The sequence below is a fragment of the Enterobacter quasimori genome, from assembly GCF_018597345.1.
Classification (GTDB): Bacteria; Pseudomonadota; Gammaproteobacteria; order Enterobacterales; family Enterobacteriaceae; genus Enterobacter; species Enterobacter mori.
The window spans coordinates 128,578-145,690 of the sequence record NZ_JAHEVU010000006.1 but is presented as its reverse complement, the minus strand read 5'-3'; the positions used below and the strand labels follow the sequence as shown (position 1 = coordinate 145,690).

General features: G+C 60.2%; 19 protein-coding genes and 1 pseudogene. 5 read left to right on the top strand and 15 right to left on the bottom strand.

The genetic code is table 11. The features are described 5' to 3' along the window. Position 1 precedes the first annotated feature (1 nt). From KK102_RS20080 to KK102_RS20020, 13 genes are all read right to left on the bottom strand, one after another. Complete coding sequence (locus KK102_RS20080) at positions 2 to 580, bottom strand: DUF3261 domain-containing protein (protein ID WP_216358297.1); 579 nt, start codon at positions 578 to 580, stop codon at positions 2 to 4. Then, positions 577 to 2,898 (bottom strand): MMPL family transporter, encoded by a 2,322-nt coding sequence (locus tag KK102_RS20075; RefSeq protein WP_216358296.1) that lies wholly within the window; start codon positions 2,896 to 2,898, stop codon positions 577 to 579. The genes KK102_RS20080 and KK102_RS20075 overlap by 4 nt, the downstream gene beginning before the upstream one ends. Beyond that, positions 2,867 to 3,472, bottom strand: a complete 606-nt coding sequence (locus KK102_RS20070) for an outer membrane lipoprotein carrier protein LolA (RefSeq protein ID WP_126545901.1) — start codon at positions 3,470 to 3,472, stop codon at positions 2,867 to 2,869. The genes KK102_RS20075 and KK102_RS20070 overlap by 32 nt, the downstream gene beginning before the upstream one ends. Continuing rightward, complete coding sequence (locus KK102_RS20065; RefSeq protein ID WP_100167327.1) at positions 3,469 to 3,891, bottom strand: acyl-CoA thioesterase; 423 nt, start codon at positions 3,889 to 3,891, stop codon at positions 3,469 to 3,471. The genes KK102_RS20070 and KK102_RS20065 overlap by 4 nt, the downstream gene beginning before the upstream one ends. 3 nt (positions 3,892 to 3,894) lie before the next feature. Then, the gene (locus KK102_RS20060) at positions 3,895 to 5,586 is read right to left on the bottom strand and encodes a glycosyltransferase family 2 protein (RefSeq protein ID WP_126545900.1); all 1,692 of its coding nucleotides are present in this window, start codon (positions 5,584 to 5,586) and stop codon (positions 3,895 to 3,897) included. After that, on the bottom strand, positions 5,577 to 5,930 hold the full coding sequence (locus KK102_RS20055; RefSeq protein WP_216358295.1) for an ApeI family dehydratase: 354 nt from the start codon (positions 5,928 to 5,930) through the stop codon (positions 5,577 to 5,579). Before KK102_RS20055 ends, KK102_RS20060 begins: the two co-directional genes overlap by 10 nt. Beyond that, the gene (locus KK102_RS20050) at positions 5,917 to 7,266 is read right to left on the bottom strand and encodes a class I adenylate-forming enzyme family protein (protein ID WP_216358294.1); all 1,350 of its coding nucleotides are present in this window, start codon (positions 7,264 to 7,266) and stop codon (positions 5,917 to 5,919) included. The genes KK102_RS20055 and KK102_RS20050 overlap by 14 nt, the downstream gene beginning before the upstream one ends. Beyond that, on the bottom strand, positions 7,259 to 7,858 hold the full coding sequence (locus KK102_RS20045; RefSeq protein WP_216358293.1) for a COG4648 family protein: 600 nt from the start codon (positions 7,856 to 7,858) through the stop codon (positions 7,259 to 7,261). The genes KK102_RS20050 and KK102_RS20045 overlap by 8 nt, the downstream gene beginning before the upstream one ends. Beyond that, positions 7,830 to 8,081 (bottom strand): acyl carrier protein, encoded by a 252-nt coding sequence (locus tag KK102_RS20040; protein ID WP_010436547.1) that lies wholly within the window; start codon positions 8,079 to 8,081, stop codon positions 7,830 to 7,832. The genes KK102_RS20045 and KK102_RS20040 overlap by 29 nt, the downstream gene beginning before the upstream one ends. A gap of 13 nt (positions 8,082 to 8,094) precedes the next feature. Next, positions 8,095 to 8,352, bottom strand: a complete 258-nt coding sequence (locus KK102_RS20035) for a phosphopantetheine-binding protein (RefSeq protein ID WP_010436544.1) — start codon at positions 8,350 to 8,352, stop codon at positions 8,095 to 8,097. Further along, positions 8,333 to 9,148, bottom strand: coding sequence for a lysophospholipid acyltransferase family protein (locus tag KK102_RS20030; RefSeq protein ID WP_216358292.1), 816 nt, complete (start codon positions 9,146 to 9,148; stop codon positions 8,333 to 8,335). Before KK102_RS20030 ends, KK102_RS20035 begins: the two co-directional genes overlap by 20 nt. Next, positions 9,145 to 9,867 carry a beta-ketoacyl synthase chain length factor gene (locus KK102_RS20025; RefSeq protein ID WP_216358291.1) on the bottom strand — a complete coding sequence of 241 codons (723 nt, stop codon included), beginning with the start codon at positions 9,865 to 9,867 and terminating at the stop codon, positions 9,145 to 9,147. The genes KK102_RS20030 and KK102_RS20025 overlap by 4 nt, the downstream gene beginning before the upstream one ends. Positions 9,868 to 9,992: 125 nt before the next feature. Next, complete coding sequence (locus tag KK102_RS20020; protein ID WP_126545894.1) at positions 9,993 to 11,042, bottom strand: AI-2E family transporter; 1,050 nt, start codon at positions 11,040 to 11,042, stop codon at positions 9,993 to 9,995. A gap of 99 nt (positions 11,043 to 11,141) precedes the next feature. Here KK102_RS20020 and KK102_RS20015 point away from each other — a divergent pair. Continuing rightward, positions 11,142 to 12,402, top strand: a pseudogene (locus KK102_RS20015) (MFS transporter). Between the two features lie 4 nt (positions 12,403 to 12,406). Here the strand turns inward: KK102_RS20015 and KK102_RS20010 are convergent. Together KK102_RS20010 and KK102_RS20005 are read right to left on the bottom strand one after the other, a co-directional pair. After that, positions 12,407 to 12,964 carry a DcrB family lipoprotein gene (locus KK102_RS20010; RefSeq protein ID WP_216358290.1) on the bottom strand — a complete coding sequence of 186 codons (558 nt, stop codon included), beginning with the start codon at positions 12,962 to 12,964 and terminating at the stop codon, positions 12,407 to 12,409. A 72-nt stretch (positions 12,965 to 13,036) separates the two neighbouring features. Further along, positions 13,037 to 13,702 (bottom strand): 7-cyano-7-deazaguanine/7-aminomethyl-7-deazaguanine transporter, encoded by a 666-nt coding sequence (locus KK102_RS20005; protein WP_010436525.1) that lies wholly within the window; start codon positions 13,700 to 13,702, stop codon positions 13,037 to 13,039. 167 nt (positions 13,703 to 13,869) lie between these two features. Here KK102_RS20005 and tusA point away from each other — a divergent pair, with 167 nt between their 5' ends. The 4 genes from tusA to KK102_RS19985 all read left to right on the top strand — a co-directional run bounded on the left by tusA (position 13,870) and on the right by KK102_RS19985 (position 17,093). Beyond that, entirely contained in the window at positions 13,870 to 14,112 is a 243-nt protein-coding gene (gene tusA, locus KK102_RS20000; RefSeq protein ID WP_010436523.1) for a sulfurtransferase TusA, read from the top strand. A 190-nt stretch (positions 14,113 to 14,302) separates the two neighbouring features. Beyond that, positions 14,303 to 15,274, top strand: coding sequence for a TRAP transporter substrate-binding protein (locus KK102_RS19995; RefSeq protein WP_216358289.1), 972 nt, complete (start codon positions 14,303 to 14,305; stop codon positions 15,272 to 15,274). 12 nt (positions 15,275 to 15,286) lie between these two features. Further along, positions 15,287 to 15,796: a TRAP transporter small permease gene (locus tag KK102_RS19990; protein WP_126545890.1), complete on the top strand. Its 510-nt coding sequence runs from the start codon at positions 15,287 to 15,289 to the stop codon at positions 15,794 to 15,796. Between the two features lie 10 nt (positions 15,797 to 15,806). Next, positions 15,807 to 17,093: a TRAP transporter large permease gene (locus KK102_RS19985; protein ID WP_216358288.1), complete on the top strand. Its 1,287-nt coding sequence runs from the start codon at positions 15,807 to 15,809 to the stop codon at positions 17,091 to 17,093. Positions 17,094 to 17,113 lie beyond the last annotated feature (20 nt).

Sequence of the window (17,113 nt, the reverse complement as noted above, 5' to 3'; positions counted from 1 at the left end):
CTCAGTCACCCAGATATTGAATGGTGATGTGGTAGTTAAAAACATGCTGCTCGATGCTAATCGGCTCACGTTTGCCTTTGCGTTGCAGGTAGACAATCTCCGTGACCAGCTTGCCGTCGGGGTTGCGCAGCTCGCGTCTGCTGTCAGTATCGTTCAGCGTCCAGCCTTTCGGCAACTGCGGCTGCCAGGCGCTGAGCGGCCAGTGGCTGAGCATCACGTCCGCCAGTACCTGGCTGGCGGGCGGCAGCTCCGGCGCCACAACCGACTGTTCGGTATGGATACCGGTATTGTCATACGTCGCGAGGAACAGACGGATCCCCACGGAGGAGAGGCCGGCCAGCGTCACCTTCTGCCCGTCAGCATTCAGCATCACCAGCAGCGACTGGGTGCGTCCGTTGAACCTGCCGGTCAGCAGCTGCTGCGAGCTAATGGCCGGGGTGATACCCGGCGGCGGTAGCGTCACGCGGGTGCCCGGCTGAAGCCAGGCCTCGGGCAGCGCGTCATCGCGGTTCGGCGAATGGCTACACCCTGACAGCAGCAGCGCCAGAAGACATATCGCCAGGCGGTAAAATCGGATCATCGTATTCTCTCTTTCGTCGTCGGCATCGCCAGCGGGGCGAGCAGGAAGGCGGTGAAAATACCGCTCACCAGCACAATGCCAAAGCTGCTGATGGCCTGGGTGGTGCTGAACACCAGCATGCCCAGCGTCAGCAGCGTGGTCATCATGGCAAGCGTAATCGCCAGCATCGCGGTCAGGGGCGTTCCGCGCGGGTTGCTGAAAAACAGCGTGTAGTTGATGCCAATCCCGAGCACCAGCACCAGCGCCAGCAGCGAAAACAGATTCACCGGATGGCCCGCGACGGCCAGCGCCGCCAGCCCGCAACTGAGCGAGAGCAGGGAGGGCACCAGGCCGATCGCCCCTTTGCGCCAGCCGAGGCGCATCATCGCGCCGCAGGCAATTACCGCCAGCGCCACGAACAGTAAGCCCGTCAGCAGCGAACGGTAGAGCGCAAACAGGCTGTCGACGCTGGCTTTGCGGTCGACCCAGGCAACGCCCTCATGGCTGGCCGCCAGTTTGCCGAGCGCCGTGCTGTTTTTCACGCCATCCACCGGGACCAGTACGCCGCTTTCGCCGTTGGGCAACGTCAGCCACAGCAGCCGCCAGCCTTCGCTGACCGGGCTGGCGAGCCAGGCCTCAACGCTAACCGGCATTGCGTCCAGATTGGGTGTGACGCTGTTCAGCCCCGCGCTTTTCAACATTGTTGTCACCGCTGGTACGGCGCTGTGCAGAAGCTGCAGATCGCTTTTCTGACGCGCCAGCGAGTTCAGCGGCAGGGTGCGCCAGTGGGCCATATCGCCCGCTTTTTGCGCCTGCGCCAGCGCCGGGGTAAAGGCCTCCAGCCGCTCCAGCGTTTGCTGAGCCGACGCGCCGTACACCACAAACCACTTTTGGTCGACGCTCTGCCCGGTCAGGGCGGTAATGGTTTTTTCCTGTGCCAGAATGTCTTTCGGCAGCGCCTGAAGCTGGGCGATATCGTCGTCGACCCGTAAGCTGCCTGTTCCTATGGCGGAAATCAGCGCCAGCGCCAGCGGCAGCCCCACGGACAGGGTTTTGCTGCTACGCCAGGCGTTCAGCCAGCGCAGCATAAAACCTTTCGCGGGAATCGGGCGAACCGGCATTCTGTGGCACAACCACGGATGCCAGAAAATCACCGTCAGGCACGAGGCGCTCAGCCCCGCCGCGGCAAATACCGCCATCTGGCGGATGCCGGGGAAGGGGGCCAGCATCATCATCAGGTAGGCGACGACGGTGGTGAGCAACGCCAGCAGCAGCGCATTGCGTACCTTCGACAGGCTGTGCCAGGGCGAGTCGTCAGCGCCGTGCACCATCCGCTCCGTGAGGTAGTAAAGCGTATAGTCTGCCGAAATACCGATGATGCTCATGCTCATCACCAGCGTCATCAGGTGCAGCTCGCCAAACAGCAGCAGCGTAAACACCGTGCCCGCCAGCGCGCCGATGGCAATGGAGAGCATGCTCAACAGCAGCGGGCGCACGGAGCGGAACACCGCCACAATCAGCAGGATCACCCCGAGCACCGTGGCGACGCCGAGCGTGGAAATATCCCGTTTGGCCTGCTGGCTGGCGTAATCGCTGTAAAATACCGTGCCGCGAGAGAGCAGCTGCGCCTGCGGGGAGTGCGTTTTCAGCGTCTCTTCCAGCGCCTTAAGGGTGGTGACCAGCCGGTGGGTTTGCTGCATATCGAACGACGACCCCGCCAGTTCGCCGTGCAGCAGATACCAGTAGTTTCCGGCGTCATCTTTGGTGACCAGCCAGCCGTCCATCAGCTGCATTTTCTGGCCGTTTTGAGCGAGGGCGAGCTGTGAGCCGCGCATCAGCATCAGCGGATCGTTTTGCAGCTCCTTGCCGCTCACGCCGGAAAAGGCGGAATAGAGCTGGGACAGGATCCACCGGGCCTGCGCATCCCCGCCGTGTTGCAGGCGCGCCCGGGTGGCGGGATCGATCAGGCCGTTACGGTGCTGCCAGAAGAAATCACCCCAGGCTTTTTGCCCGGCGGCGTCCATTGGCCCTTTCACCGCATTCAGCGCGTGACTGCGCTGCAGCAGTTCCAGCCATTGCTGCGCCACGCGCGGGTCTGGCTTTTTGCCGGGGCTGACCAGCCAGACGAGCTGGCGGTCGAGACGCTGCATAAATCCGTCGTTGAGCGCCGGGGGGATCGCCCCGAGCGTCTGTTTCGGCAACATCGCCAGCACGCTGCTGTTCAGCCGCGCGCCGGGCAGCAGCGCGACCAGTACGCCCAACAGGATCAGGCATACCATGGCCCACAGCAGCGCCGGGCGCAGGGATTTACGGTGCGGCAAAGCGTTGGCGTTCGGCATCGGTCAGGCTGGCGGGCGTCAGTTGGTGGCGGGACAGGGCGATATCGGTCGTGTCGCCCTGCTTATCGTTTAGTCGAATCGATTCCAGGTACGCGGCACCGCGCAAATCGAGGGTGGCGAAAATCTTGTCCAGCGGCGTGGTCACAGGCGTCAGCACCAGCGACCAGCGGCCTTCCCCCTGGTCTTTAAAATCGATGCGGAAGTTCTCTTCGAGCGCCTTGCGGTCGGCCTGAAACAGCGCCCGCAGCAGGTGGTTGAACTGGAACATCTGCGGGTTAGTGTCGGCGGTAATGGTCTGCGGCGGCTGACCGTTAACGATCTGCACCATCCGCTTGTCGTCCAGCAGCAGCGTCATCGGAAACGGCGCTTTTTGATCCCACAGCAGGCCGCTGTCGCGGGCGATCAGCATCTCCCCCTGCGAGCGCAGCGGCTGTGGCATGTCCTTGATGGTGCGGGTTTGCTCGAAGTGCGCGCGCACCACCGGCTGTTCCGCAAAGCGCTGCTGCAGTTCGTCCAGCGTCATCGCGCTGACCAGCGGGCTAATCAGCAGGGCGAGAAGCGGTATCCATTTCATGGTGCGATCCCCATACGTTCAAACAGAATTGCCGGGCTGACAAAGCACATCTCCCGGCTGGCTTCATCCACCGCCACCTGAATGGTGTAGCCAGTGGTGGTGCGTTTTCCGGTTTGCGCGTCGAAGATTTGATAGGCGATGCGCAGGCGGTTTTCATATTCTTCGATGTGGGCGCGCACGCGGATGCGCTGCTCGAAGGTCACCGCGTCGCGGTATTTCACGCGGGTATCCACCACCGGCCAGACGTAGCCCGAGGCCTTCATCTGGCGATAGCCGTAATTAAACTGGTTGAGCAGCGCCTCGCGGGCGATCTCAAAGTAGCGGAAATAGTTGCCGTGCCAGACCACGCCCATCATATCGACGTCGTGGAACGGAACGGTGATCTCGACTTCAGCCGTAAAGCGGGGATCGGTCAGCACCCTTTACTCCTTCTCGTTGACCTCTGGCAGCTGCCAGAAATCGAAAAAATTAAACCAGTCGAGCGGCGACATGAGGGCGTAATGTTCCAGCCGCTGCGCATAGCGATCGACGGTCTGCTGCAGCGCCTGCTGGCGTTCGCCGCGCGGCAGCAGCAGCGGGTCGGCAAAGGGCTCGCAGTGCAGGGTCAGTTTCCCCTGCTGGCAGAGGGCAAAAATCAGCACCACCGGGCAGCGCAAAATAGACGCCAGGATAAACGGCCCCTGCGGGAACGGCGCGGACTGGCCCATAAAGTCGCTCCATATCACGCGCCAGCTGCCGCCGCGCTGCGGCGTAACGGCGATGCGGTCGCCCACAATGGCGACCCATTCGCCGCGATCCAGCTTCTCTTTGATGAGGATGGCGGTATCCGGGCCGATGTCGGTCACGGGCATCAGGTGAATGCCCGCCTGCGGGGCCATCTCTTCCATCACCTGCTTAAAGCGTTTGGCGTTATCGCTGAAGACCAGCGCGTTGATGGTTTTCCCGCCTTCGCGCTGCGCCAGCGCCCGACAGGCTTCTACGTCGCCAAGATGCGAGGCGAGCAGCAGTTTGCCCCGCGGATCGTCCAGACCCAGCGCGGCCTGCGCACCCGGTGCAAAGACCAGATCGCGATGGAGCTTCATTTCGCCGCGCCAGCTGGCCACTTTGTTGAGCATGGCCTGACCAAAACGCAGGAAGTGGAAAAAGCTGTGCAGGCGAGGAGGCTGAGGCATCTGCCGCTGCGCCATCACCTCCTTTACGCGCGTCAGCCATTGCCGTGACGCCTGACGCGCAGCGCGGGCGGTCAGCCAGTATACGGCGGTGACCGGCCACAGCAGGACGGTAAAGGCGTTACGCCCCAGCAGCTGCCAGACGCGCAGCATCAAACGCATTCCCCACAGCCCTTTCACCTCCTGCTGCTGCGCCCAGTGCCGCGAGCGGCGGCGCATCAGCAGAGCGGGAATGCGCGGCAGCATGCCGAGGAACAGGCGGGTATGCATCAGCGAAATGCGCAGGTTGTCTTTTAGCGCATCGAAATGGGATAGCCCGTCCGGCGGATAGGTCACGCGGGTGGGCAGAAAATAGCTGGTGTTGCCCTGCCAGTAGAGCCGCACCATTACTTCGGTATCAAAATCCATCCGTTTACCGAGCGGCGCGCGCGCGGCAAGCCGCAGCACCGGCGCGATGGGGTAGACCCGAAAACCGCACATGCTGTCTTTTAGCTGCAGCGACAGGGTTTCAATCCACACCCAGACGTGCGTTATCCACCGTCCGTACAGGCGCGAACGGGGAATGGAGTCATCGTAAACGGGCCTGCCGGAAATTAACGCCTCAGGGTGACGCTCCGCCAGCGCCAGCAGTTTGGGAATGTCTTCGATAGCGTGCTGACCGTCGGCGTCCACCTGAATCGCGTGGGTGAAGCCGCGCTCTGCGCAGGCTTGCAGACCCTGCATAACCGCCGCCCCTTTCCCGCTGTTTTCTGCCAGCCGCAGCAGCGTGACCTGCGAATGGCTTGCCGCCAGCGCTTCAAGCGCGCGGCGCGTGGCGTCATCGCTGCCGTCGTCCACCACCAGACAGGGCAGATCGAAGGGCGCGAGGCGCGCCAGCACCGAGGCCATCATCGCCCCGTGGTTGTAGCACGGGATCAGCACGCAGGGGCGGAAGGTTACTGACATAGGCGAATCTTCCCGCTGCTGGCGGTATGGCGTTCGTCACCGGCATGGCGCTGGTAGCTGAAGGTGAGCGTCTGGCGTTCGGGCTGCCAGGCCAGGAGCAGCGTCACCGTGTTCTCCGGCAGCAGCGGGGCCGCGAACTTTACGTTCTGAATGCTGTGAAAACGGTAGCCCGGTGCCAGCAGCGTGGTGGCGTAGTCCATGACCCAGTCGAGCTGCGCCACGCCGGGGAGCAAGGGCTGAACGGCGAAATGCCCCTTAAACCAGAGCAGGGCCGGATCCAGATAGAGGTCGATCTCCAGATGCGTCGCATCGGGCTGGCGGCGTTCGATTTCATGGATCTTCATGAAATAACTCCTGTAGCTGCGCAGTCACACGCTTGTTCATGCTGTTGACCGGGATTTCATCGACGATCCGCCAGTAGCGGGGCACGGCAACCGGTTCAAGGCAGGGGCGAAGGGCGCGGCGCCAGGCGGATTCCTGGGCATTTTTCCCCACGCTTTCCCTGTGCACTCGCGCGTCGTCACTGAGCACCAGCAGCACGCCGATGCCCTGACGCCCCCCGCGCGTCACCGCCAGCGCGGCGGCGTCGCAGATGCCTTCCAGCGCCAGCAGGCGCTGCTCAATCTCATCGAGCGAAATGCGTTTGTCTTCGATTTTGACCACCCGCCCACGGCGACCAACGATGCTGAACTGCCCGTCGGCCGCGAAGTGTAAATTATCATCCAGCATGACGCCTTCCGGCTCGTGGATCAGCGGCGACGTGACGCGACCGTCGTGAAACGTCACGCCGGGGAACGGCTGCCAGCGCGTTGTCTCATCCTGACGGTGACGCCAGGCCATGACTCCCGTTTCGGTACTGCCGTAGATTTCATCGGGCCAGAGGTTGAGCCAGCCCTGACACGCGGTGATATCCCGCCAGGGCAGTACGCCACCGGCGGAAATGAGCAGGGCAACGGGGGGCGGCGTCAGGGCCGTATCCAGCCGCTTGAGGAAGGCCGGGCTGCTGATAAAAAGATAGCGTTTGTCGTGGGGCAGGGCCGAGAGCTGCTCGGCATAGTTGAGCAGCCTGGTCCGTGACGGCAGGCCGAGCGCCATGGGTAAGACGACACGAAACGTCAGGCCATACAGGTGGTGCAGCACCACGGAGGCGACAACATGGCAGCCCGCAAGACGATCGCCAAACTGTTCCGCCAGCAAGCGGGCTTCACGATCCAGACTGACAATCGGCTTAACCACCCGCTGCGGCGCGCCGGTGGAGCCGGAGGTGAAAAGCTCGATGGCGCGCGTATCGTCTATGGCTGGCAGCGGGGAAAAACCGCCGTCAGTCCGCGGCGTGGAGGCCACCAACCGCTGTCGCCCCGAGAAGCCGAGCGCGGTGTCACTCAGGACGCCGCTGAACAAATCCCGCTGTTCGTTAAGCTGCGCGGCCCGGCTGTGCCCGGGGAGCACGGGCGTTTTACCCGCGTGCAGCGTCGCCAGCAGGGCGACCGTAAACAGATAGCCGTTTTCCACGCACAGCGCCCAGCGCTCGCCCTCTTCCTGACGCAGCGTGTTAACCAGCTGCGTCACGTCGTGACGCAGATCGCCGAGCGTCCAGACGCCATCGTCGTGCCAGGCTATCGGCGTATCGTCAGGGCGGGGCGCGCTGAGCCACTGGCTGAGCGGAAGCGGTTTATGCATCTTTTTTCATTACCCGTTGCCTCACCAGCCACTCGCAGGCCATCAGCGTGCCCATCAGGATGTAGGCAATCATGCCGTTCCACAGCGTCCACAGGCGTATGTCGGCGTGTAACACGGTAAACAGCGCCATCGCGCCGTTGCCGATAAAAAAGCCGCACCACACCCGGGTTACGATGCGAGTGTAGCGGACGCCGGTGGGCGAGAGAGCGGGCTCACGCAGCCGCGCAAATCGTTCTACCATCGGCATGGTTGTCCACAGCGACCCGCCAAACACCACCAGCATCACCAGATTAACGACTACCGGATAAAACAACACCCACTGGTGAGCGTGCAGCACATAGCTCGCCGCGCACAGCGCCACGCCCGTGAGGGCAACGCCCAGGATCATGTTGCGCAGAGGGCCGCTCTGACGGCGCACCTGCCAGACCCGCAACAGCAGCACAAGCGCTATCACGGGCAGTATCCCGTGCAAATTGTTGTTTGCCAGCCCGAAGCCAATCAAAAAAGGCCATGCCAGCAGCATCAACCCCGTCAGTATCGGGATGAATGGAATCGCAGGCACGTTACGCTTCGCGCTGAAGCTGTTCCACAACGTCGACCACGTCCTGGACGGTACGCACCGCTTTGAAGGTGTCAGGCTTGATTTTATGGCCGGTCTTCTTCTGCAGGTGAACCACCATGTCAACGGCATCAATGCTGTCGAGATCCAGATCGTCGTACAGGCGCGCTTCCGGGGTGATGTCCTCGGGGGCGACTTCAAACAGCGTAATAAGAAGCGCAGAGACTTCCTGATAAATCGTTTCCTGGTTAGTCATAGCGGGTAAATTCTCAGGCGCGTTGTTGATGGATAAAAGCCGCGAGCGTGGCAACGGAATAGAAGTGCTGGCGCATCTCGTCGCTTTCGGCAGAAAGCACTACGCCATACTGATTTTTCACAGCCAGCCCCAGCTCGAGGGCATCTATCGAGTCCAGGCCCAGCCCGTCGCCAAACAGCGGGGCGTCAGTATCGATATCCTCTGGCGTAAGTTCTTCCAGATTCAGCGTAGAGATAATGAGATTCTTAATTTCAAGATAGAGCGCTTGCATCTTTCGTTCCTGACAAAGATTGAAGACCGGTTGTTAACTGATGCTGCATATGCCGGTTTAACTGCCTTGCCGCCAGCGCGGGTTCGTGCTGGCTCGCATCGTAAAAATCATGAATGTTGATGCGTTCGCGAACATCCACGGTAAAAAAAGGTTTGTTGGGCGGAACGTTGTACCAGCTGCTTTGCTTATCCAGCATGCGTTCGCTGCAGTGGATCACCACCACACGCACAGCGCTATTGCAGCGAACGGCGATGTTCGCCGCCCCGCGCTGCAGCGTGATGGCTTCGCCAACGCGCGTGCGGGTCCCTTCCGGGAATATGAGCAGCGTATCGCCCTGTGCCAGACGCTGCTGGCTGGCGGAGAGCAGGGTTTCAGCTTCGCTGTTGATCAGATAATCCGCGGCGCGGATCGTCCCGCTGACAAACGGGTTACGCAGCAGGGCGCTTTTCACCAGGCAGTCGGTTTCGTTCATGACCGACGCCAGGAACACGTAGTCCAGCAGCGAAGGGTGGTTGGCTATCACCAGACAGCCGCGCTCCGCGCGCAGCACGTCGAGGTTATTGAAGCGGTAATCCAGCACCCCCACCCCCCGTACCACCGCGAGAAACAGGCGAAAACTGGCGGAAATGCTGCGGCGGGCCAGCTGGCGGCGCTTCGCGCGATCGCGCTGGACAAGCAGCAGCAGGTTAAACCACACCAGCGACAGCAGCAGCCCGCCGAGGCCGAACAGCGCGAAGCAGAATCCGGTCATCGTCATGCGCCATAACCGGTCGAGACGCGAAGTCAGTCCGCTCATTTACGTGTCCATTGCCACTGGAGGCGTTCACCAGAGAGGGTAAATTGCGGCGCGTCGTTCAGGTAATGGCGCAGGAACTGGAGGCTTTGCGGCAGCGCGGGCTCTTCACCTTCACTTCCGCCACGCGTTTCGCAGCAGAGCCGATCGCCGGCTTCAATCACCAGCGCCAGGGCATACGGCCAGACGGGCATCTGCGGCGGCAGCCCGGCGTGATAAAACGCAGGCAGGACGCCGTCAAAATCGACCAGCAGCACGCGGGAATAGCCCGCATGGAGCAGGCTTAATACTTCACACAAACCTTGCTGGAAGGTATCCATACCGGCGGAGACCGACGAGGAAACAATCGGCTGACGCGCGGCGATCGTGAGATTACCGACGGCGGCATTGTGGACCGACATGGCAAAATCCGTTGGGGAAACAGGTTCTTCCGCCGCCAGCGCCTGCAGAATGCGGTAATTGCGCTCCAGTTCACCATGGCGACTGCCGTAGACGACGGCGTCAATCGGGTGCTTTCGCAGCATCGCCAGGCCGATATCCACCGCCAGCCTGCTGCCAGAGTTGAGGCGGCGCGCGGTCATCATCGGCAGGTCGGTCAGTTTTGCCAGCGGCGCGGCGGGGTCGATAGCGTCAGACTGGTGTGACCAGTCCTGCCACGCAGCGGCATCGCCCAGTCCTGGCGCTCGTGCCTGCCAGTCGATAATCGAGAGTGTAAATTTCATCTACGCGCGTCCGCGATAAACCTGTTTCTGTGACTTATTCTTCGCAAGCGCGATGAGCTGCGCACATCGTACAATGTTGTGGGCGCGCATGCGAATAAACGTCTCTTTTAGCCCTTTCCCTGCGATTAGCCCGGCAACCGGCTTTTTGGCCGACCTGGACCCAGCAGAATGGCGAGTTTACTGCCGCCTTTGGTGGTCTCCATCCAAATTTTACAGACGCTGGTGAGCGGTACCGACAGCAACATTCCGACGGGACCCAGCAGCCAGCCCCAGATCAGTAACGATAAAAACACCACCAGCGTCGACATGCCCAGCCGGTGGCCCATCATGCGCGGCTCGAGAATATTCCCCAGCACCATATGCACGACAAGGAATAGCGCCCCGACCAGCATGCATTCGTAAAACCCGTTAAACAGGAAGGCCTGGATCATGGGCGGCACGGCGGAGAGCACCGCGCCAATGTTGGGCACGTAGTTTAACAGAAACGCCAGCACGCCCCACATCAGCGCGAACTGCACGCCCATTAGCATCAGCCCCAGCCAGACGATGATCCCGGTCCACAGGCTTAATAACGTTTTCAGCGCCAGATATTTGGTGACGCCCTTTAATGCGCGGTGCAAACCGGCAATGTGAATTTGCGGATTGTTCAGCGCAAAGCGCAGTTTGTAGGGCACGTGGCGGACTTCGAACAGCATAAACACCACCGTCATCACCAGCAGCAGAATGCTGGCCATCGCGCCGGAAAGGCCGGTCATCAGCGTGGTGGCGTAGGTCATCACCTTTTCTGAATCCATCCGGCGCAGCATCCGTTCTGGCGAAATATGCAGGTTGATAAACGGCATCATCTCCTGCAAATCAATCAGCTTGCGGGTGAGGGCTTTGTTGTATTGCGGCAGCATGGTCGAGAATTCACTCAGGGAGGCAGCCAGCACGCCAAACAGCGCCGTCAAAACGATCAGCATGACGATGACGACGATAGTAATCGCCACCGGGCGGCTGACGCCGCGGCGTAAAAACCAGGTCACCAGCGGGTTGAGCACAATGGCAAAAAAGAGCGCCAGTAACAGCTGAACGATGATATCAGCCGCGGCGTGGATACCTGCGAGGATCACGACCAGACAGGCGAGTTTTAACAAAATGTGAAGTCCTGCTTTATCGGGCGGGCTGGCTGTCATACGAATTCCTTTTTCGGGGGGCTTGTTTATTGTAGTGCGCCGGATCCCCTTCGTCTGGGGTGTTACTCTGAAAGTCACTGCTGATTTTCATCTCTCTTCATGGTAATAGTGAAACACTGTTGCAAAAATCCAGGTTAAACCCATGCCCGAACCTTCCGCCGAACCGGCACTGAGCGGAGTGCGCCTCAATCTGCGCATTGTTTCTGTTGTGATTTTTAACTTCGCCAGCTATCTGACGATTGGCCTGCCGCTGGCGATCCTGCCGGGCTACGTTCACGACGTGATGGGCTTCAGCGCCTTCTGGGCGGGGCTGGTCATTAGCCTGCAATACTTTGCGACGCTGATAAGCCGCCCCCATGCGGGACGCTACGCCGATCTGTTTGGGCCGAAGAGCATTGTCGTCGTGGGGCTGTGTGGCTGCTTTCTGAGCGGGCTGGGTTACTTTCTGGCGGCCACCGCCAGCGCGTGGCCGCTGGTCAGTCTGGTGCTGCTGTGCCTGGGCCGCGTGATTTTAGGCATCGGGCAAAGCCTGGCGGGGACCGGGTCAACGCTCTGGGGCGTGGGCGTCGTCGGCGCATCGCACATCGGGCGGGTGATCTCCTGGAACGGAATTGTCACCTACGGCGCCATGGCGATTGGCGCGCCGCTTGGCGTGGTGTGTTACGCCTGGGGCGGTCTGTACGGCCTGTCCCTCACCATTATGGCGGTTGCGCTGCTGGCGATCCTGCTGGCGCTGCCGCGCCCGAAAGTGAAGGCCAGCAAGGGCAAGCCGCTGCCGTTTCGCGCGGTGCTGGGGCGCGTCTGGCCGTACGGGATGGCGCTGGCGCTGGCGACCACCGGCTTTGGGGTGATCGCCACCTTCATCACCCTGTTTTACGACGCCAAAGGCTGGGACGGCGCGGCCTTTGCCTTAACCCTGTTTAGCTGTGCGTTTGTCGGCGCGCGTCTGCTCTTCCCGAACGGCATTAACCGTCTGGGCGGGCTGAACGTGGCGATGATCTGCTTTGCGGTCGAAATCGTCGGGCTGCTGCTGACCGGGATCGCCACTGCGCCGTGGATGGCGAAAATCGGCGTCTTTCTTGCGGGGGCGGGCTTCTCGCTGGTCTTCCCGGCGCTGGGCGTGGTGGCGGTGAAAGCTGTGCCGCAGCAAAATCAGGGGGCCGCGCTCGCCACCTATACGGTGTTTATGGATATGTCGCTGGGGATCACCGGGCCGCTGGCAGGGCTGGTGATGGCCTGGGCCGGCGTGCCGGTTATCTATCTGGCGGCGGCAGGACTGGTGGTGCTGGCGCTGATGCTGACGTGGCGGCTAAAAAAATGGCCTCCGGTGCACGCACCGGAGGCCACGTCATCCTCGTGAAAGATTACTGAATCACGAGGGTGTTAATGATGTTTTCTGCGGCAGTCTGCGCTTTCTGCTGGTCTTCCGCAGGCAGCGTGATCTGCAGTGTCAGCAGTTTGTTATCGACTTTACCCAGCACCACGGAAGAGTAAGCGGTCTGGCCTTTCGCAGAGATAATGCTGTCCAGCTGTTGCAGCGTGTGGCCTTTGAGTTCGATAGACTTGTTGGTCACCACCTGCAGCTGCGGATCGCGGCTACGCTGCTGATCTTCCAGACGTTTGGACAACACGCCCAGCGCTTCAGTGGTGTCGTCACCCACAATCACAATGACCGCTTTCTGACCGGTTGCGTCGGAATACACGTGCATGTTGTTCGCCTGGGTACCCAGCTTGCCGCTCTGATCGGTCATATCCGCTGGCAGAGAGAAACTGAGTTTGCCGTCCAGCAGGCTTACCGGCTGCCCGGTCGCGTTGCTCTCTGCGGACGCGCCCTGTGCAGGCGTTTTGGTGTCGCTGTTATCACAGGCTGCAAGGCCAACAACCAGCAGGCCAATCCCGACATATTTAACCAGATTGCGCATTGACTTCTTCCTTTCGATAAACGGCCATAGCGGCTCATTTGCTCATCTTATCACAACTGATAAAGCGAACCTTTAACCTGCCTGCAATGCGGTGATTTCAGATTTATCTGCCAGCCTTTTCAGCAGCATATTCAGCAGCACGCCGTACATCGGCAGGAAGAATACAATGCTGATAAGCACCTTGAAGCAGTAGTCCACCAGGGCGATTTCCATCCAGTGTTCGGCCATGAACGCATCCGGGCTACGCCAGAAGGCGATGAAGAAGAAGGCCAGCGTATCGCTCACGTTTCCGAACAGCGTGGAGGCCGTTGGCGCCATCCACCAGCGGTGATTTTGACGCAGGCGGTTAAACACGTGAACGTCGAGGATCTGCCCCAGCGCGTAGGCCATAAAGCTGGCGGCGGCGATACGGGCGACAAAGAGGTTGAAGTGCGTCAGCGCCTCAAAACCCTGCCAGCTTCCCATGTAGAACAGGGAGGAGATCACATACGACACGAACAGCGCCGGGAGCATCACCGCGAAAATAATGCGACGCGCCAGCGGTGCGCCAAAGATACGCACGGTCAGATCGGTGGCGAGGAAAATAAACGGAAAACTGAACGCGCCCCAGGTGGTATGGAAACCAAAAATGGAGATCGGGAGCTGCACCAGATAGTTGCTGGAAGTGATCACCAGCAGATGAAAAAGCGAAAGCCAGAACAACGCTTTTACGCGCTGCGATTGAGAAAACTGCGTCATATTGTGACCTTTTTATACGTTGGGGTGAGGGAACCCAATAAAAACCGCCGCATGATACTGCTTTGACGGGACTTTGCAATGGCTAATTTTCACGCAACCGTTAACCTGGTTTGCATTGGCGGCAACCGGGCGTAAACTACAGCCGTTTTATTTTGATCGAGAAGACCATGACCGACCTGTTTTCCAGTCCCGACCACACTCTTGACGCCCAGGGCCTCCGCTGCCCGGAGCCGGTAATGATGGTGCGCAAAACCGTGCGCACTATGCAGACCGGTGAAACGCTGCTGATCATCGCAGACGATCCGGCCACGACCCGCGACATTCCCGGCTTTTGTACCTTTATGGAGCATGAGCTGGTGGCGCAGCAGACCGAAACGTTGCCGTACCGGTATGTGATTCGTAAGGGGTAAGTGCGGCAAGATGCCCTCACCCCGACCCTCTCCCATGGGGAGAGGGGGAAACCTTTCTAAACCATCGTTTCAAATTTTCGCGCTTTTGTGAGGCGCTTCACCTCCGCTTTTCCAGCCGTAGTCTAATTTTTAAGCGTATAAAAATAAAACGCCGTTTTAACGCTTATCTCACTACCCTGGAGTTGACCCGATGAAAACGACCCTCAAGCCGTTACTGGCCGCGCTGTGTCTGTCTGCTTTTGCCTGCACCGTTTCTGCTCAAACCATCAAAGCTGCCGATGTACACCCCGAAGGCTACCCGAACGTGGTGGCGGTTCAGCACATGGGTGAAAAACTCAAACAGCAAACCGACGGCAAGCTGGAGATCAAAGTCTTCCCCGGCGGCGTGCTCGGGGATGAAAAGCAGATGATTGAGCAGGCGCAGATGGGGGCCATCGACATGATCCGCGTCTCGATGGCGCCGGTTGCCGCCATCCTGCCGGATATCGAAGTCTTCACGCTGCCGTACGTCTTCCGCGATGAGGACCACATGCACAAGGTGATCGACGGAGATATCGGCAAGCAGATTGGCGATAAGCTGACCGCGAACCCGAAATCGAAGCTGGTGTTCCTCGGCTGGATGGATTCCGGCACCCGTAACCTGATCACCAAAGAGCCGATCGTTAAACCGGACGATCTGAAAGGGAAAAAAATCCGCGTGCAGGGTAGCCCGGTAGCGCTCGCCACGCTGAAGGATATGGGGGCAAACTCGGTCGCGATGGGCGTGAGCGAAGTCTACAGCGGCATGCAGACCGGGGTGATCGACGGCGCGGAGAACAACCCGCCAACCTTTATCGCCCACAACTACATGCCGGTCGCCAAAAACTACACCCTCAGCGGCCACTTTATCACCCCGGAAATGCTCCTCTACTCAAAAGTGAAATGGGACAAGCTCAGCGCCGACGAGCAGCAAAAGGTCCTGACGCTGGCCCGCGAAGCGCAGTTCGAGCAGCGCAAGCTCTGGCAGGTCTATAACGACCAGGCGCTGGCGAAAATGAAGGCGGGTGGAGTGCAGTTCCACGACATCGACAAAACGGTGTTTATCAAAGCCACAGAGCCGGTGCGCGCCCAGTACGGCGATAAGCATCAGGATCTGATGAAAGCCATCGCTGACGTCCAGTAAAACGGAGTACGTATGTCCGAATTCTACCTGAAGTGGATGGACCGTCTGTACCTGCTCGCCATGACCGTGGCGGGCATCTCGCTGCTGGTGATGACGATCGTGATCCCGATTGGCATCTTCTCGCGATACGTGCTCAACCGCGGGGAGTCCTGGCCGGAGCCGATCGCCATTATCTGCATGGTGACCTTTACCTTTATTGGCGCGGCGGTGGGGTATCGCGCCGGGTCACACATCGCGGTAAACATGCTCACCGACCGTCTGCCCGAGGCGCTGAAAAACCTCTGCGCCCGGGTGGTCGACCTGCTGATGCTGCTGATCTCCGCCCTGATGTTCTGGTACAGCCTCTGGCTGTGCGTCGACCTCTGGGAACAGCCCGTCGCGGAGTTCCCGCTCCTGACCTCCGGCGAAAGCTATCTGCCGCTGCCCGTCGGGTCGGCCATTCTGATCCTGTTTGTGATTGAACGCCTGCTGTTTGGCTCGCAGGAAAACCGTCCCGTCGTGCTTATCGGCAACCACAGTTAAGGGGTGAACAATGGATGCATTCATTTTGTTATTCACCCTCGCCATCCTGCTGGCGCTGGGAATGCCGGTGGCCTTTGCCGTCGGGTTAAGCGCCGTGGCGGGGGCGCTGTGGATCGATTTGCCGCTGGAGGCGCTGATGATCCAGATCACCAGCGGGGTGAACAAGTTTACCCTGCTGGCGATCCCGTTCTTCATCCTTGCCGGGGCGATCATGGCGGAAGGGGGCATTGCCCGACGGCTGGTGAATTTTGCCTACGTGTTTGTCGGCTTTATTCGCGGCGGGCTGTCGCTGGTAAACATTGTCGCCTCAACGTTCTTCGGCGCAATTTCGGGGTCGTCGGTGGCGGATACGGCCTCTATCGGCAGCGTGATGATCCCGGAGATGGAGAAGAAGGGCTACCCGCGCGAGTACGCGGCGGCGGTGACCGCCAGCGGATCGGTACAGGCGATACTGATCCCGCCCAGCCACAACTCGGTCATTTACTCGCTGGCCGCGGGCGGGACGGTTTCTATTGCCACGCTGTTTATCGCGGGCGTGCTGCCGGGGCTGCTGTTAGGGTTATGTCTGATGATCCTCTGCCTCGGCTTCGCCCACAAGCGCGGCTACCCGAAGGGCGAGAAAATCCCGTTGAAGCAGGCGCTGAAGATATTGCTCGATGCCCTGTGGGGGCTGATGACGGTGGTGATCATCCTCGGCGGGATATTGTCCGGGATCTTCACGGCGACCGAATCCGCCGCCGTGGCCTGCCTGTGGGCGTTCTTTGTCACCATGTTCATCTACCGTGATTATAAGTGGAGCGAGCTGCCGAAGCTGCTGTGCCGGACGGTGAAAACCGTCACCATCGTGATGATTTTGATTGGTTTTGCGGCGGCGTTTGGTGCGGTGATGACCTACATGCAGCTCCCGACCCGCATCACCGAGTTCTTCACCTCGCTCTCTGATAACAAGTACGTGATCCTGATGTACCTCAACATCATGCTCCTGCTGATTGGCACGCTGATGGACATGGCGCCGATCATCCTGATCCTGACCCCGGTGCTGCTGCCGGTAACTAATTCGCTGGGGATCGACCCGGTGCATTTCGGGATGATCATGATGGTGAACCTGGGGATCGGGCTGATCACCCCGCCGGTTGGGTCGGTGCTGTTCGTGGCGAGCGCGGTGAGCAAGCAGAAGATTGAAACCGTGGTGCGCGCCATGCTGCCATTTTACGGCATGCTGCTGGTGGTGCTGGGGATGGTGACGTACATCCCGGCAATTTCATTATGGCTGCCGGGGCTGTTAGGGATGCAGTGACGCCGTTTTATGCCGGGTGG

Bases quoted from the DNA above. Each gene is read 5' to 3' on its own strand.
- KK102_RS20080 (WP_216358297.1), bottom strand. From the start codon at position 580: ATGATCCGATTTTACCGCCTGGCGATATGTCTTCTGGCGCTGCTGCTG.
- KK102_RS20075 (WP_216358296.1), bottom strand. From the start codon at position 2,898: ATGCCGAACGCCAACGCTTTGCCGCACCGTAAATCCCTGCGCCCGGCG.
- KK102_RS20070 (WP_126545901.1), bottom strand. From the start codon at position 3,472: ATGAAATGGATACCGCTTCTCGCCCTGCTGATTAGCCCGCTGGTCAGC.
- KK102_RS20060 (WP_126545900.1), bottom strand. From the start codon at position 5,586: ATGTCAGTAACCTTCCGCCCCTGCGTGCTGATCCCGTGCTACAACCAC.
- KK102_RS20055 (WP_216358295.1), bottom strand. From the start codon at position 5,930: ATGAAGATCCATGAAATCGAACGCCGCCAGCCCGATGCGACGCATCTG.
- KK102_RS20050 (WP_216358294.1), bottom strand. From the start codon at position 7,266: ATGCATAAACCGCTTCCGCTCAGCCAGTGGCTCAGCGCGCCCCGCCCT.
- KK102_RS20040 (WP_010436547.1), bottom strand. From the start codon at position 8,081: ATGACTAACCAGGAAACGATTTATCAGGAAGTCTCTGCGCTTCTTATT.
- KK102_RS20035 (WP_010436544.1), bottom strand. From the start codon at position 8,352: ATGCAAGCGCTCTATCTTGAAATTAAGAATCTCATTATCTCTACGCTG.
- KK102_RS20030 (WP_216358292.1), bottom strand. From the start codon at position 9,148: ATGAGCGGACTGACTTCGCGTCTCGACCGGTTATGGCGCATGACGATG.
- KK102_RS20025 (WP_216358291.1), bottom strand. From the start codon at position 9,867: ATGAAATTTACACTCTCGATTATCGACTGGCAGGCACGAGCGCCAGGA.
- KK102_RS20020 (WP_126545894.1), bottom strand. From the start codon at position 11,042: ATGACAGCCAGCCCGCCCGATAAAGCAGGACTTCACATTTTGTTAAAA.
- KK102_RS20010 (WP_216358290.1), bottom strand. From the start codon at position 12,964: ATGCGCAATCTGGTTAAATATGTCGGGATTGGCCTGCTGGTTGTTGGC.
- KK102_RS20005 (WP_010436525.1), bottom strand. From the start codon at position 13,702: ATGACGCAGTTTTCTCAATCGCAGCGCGTAAAAGCGTTGTTCTGGCTT.
- tusA (WP_010436523.1), top strand. From the start codon at position 13,870: ATGACCGACCTGTTTTCCAGTCCCGACCACACTCTTGACGCCCAGGGC.
- KK102_RS19995 (WP_216358289.1), top strand. From the start codon at position 14,303: ATGAAAACGACCCTCAAGCCGTTACTGGCCGCGCTGTGTCTGTCTGCT.
- KK102_RS19990 (WP_126545890.1), top strand. From the start codon at position 15,287: ATGTCCGAATTCTACCTGAAGTGGATGGACCGTCTGTACCTGCTCGCC.
- KK102_RS19985 (WP_216358288.1), top strand. From the start codon at position 15,807: ATGGATGCATTCATTTTGTTATTCACCCTCGCCATCCTGCTGGCGCTG.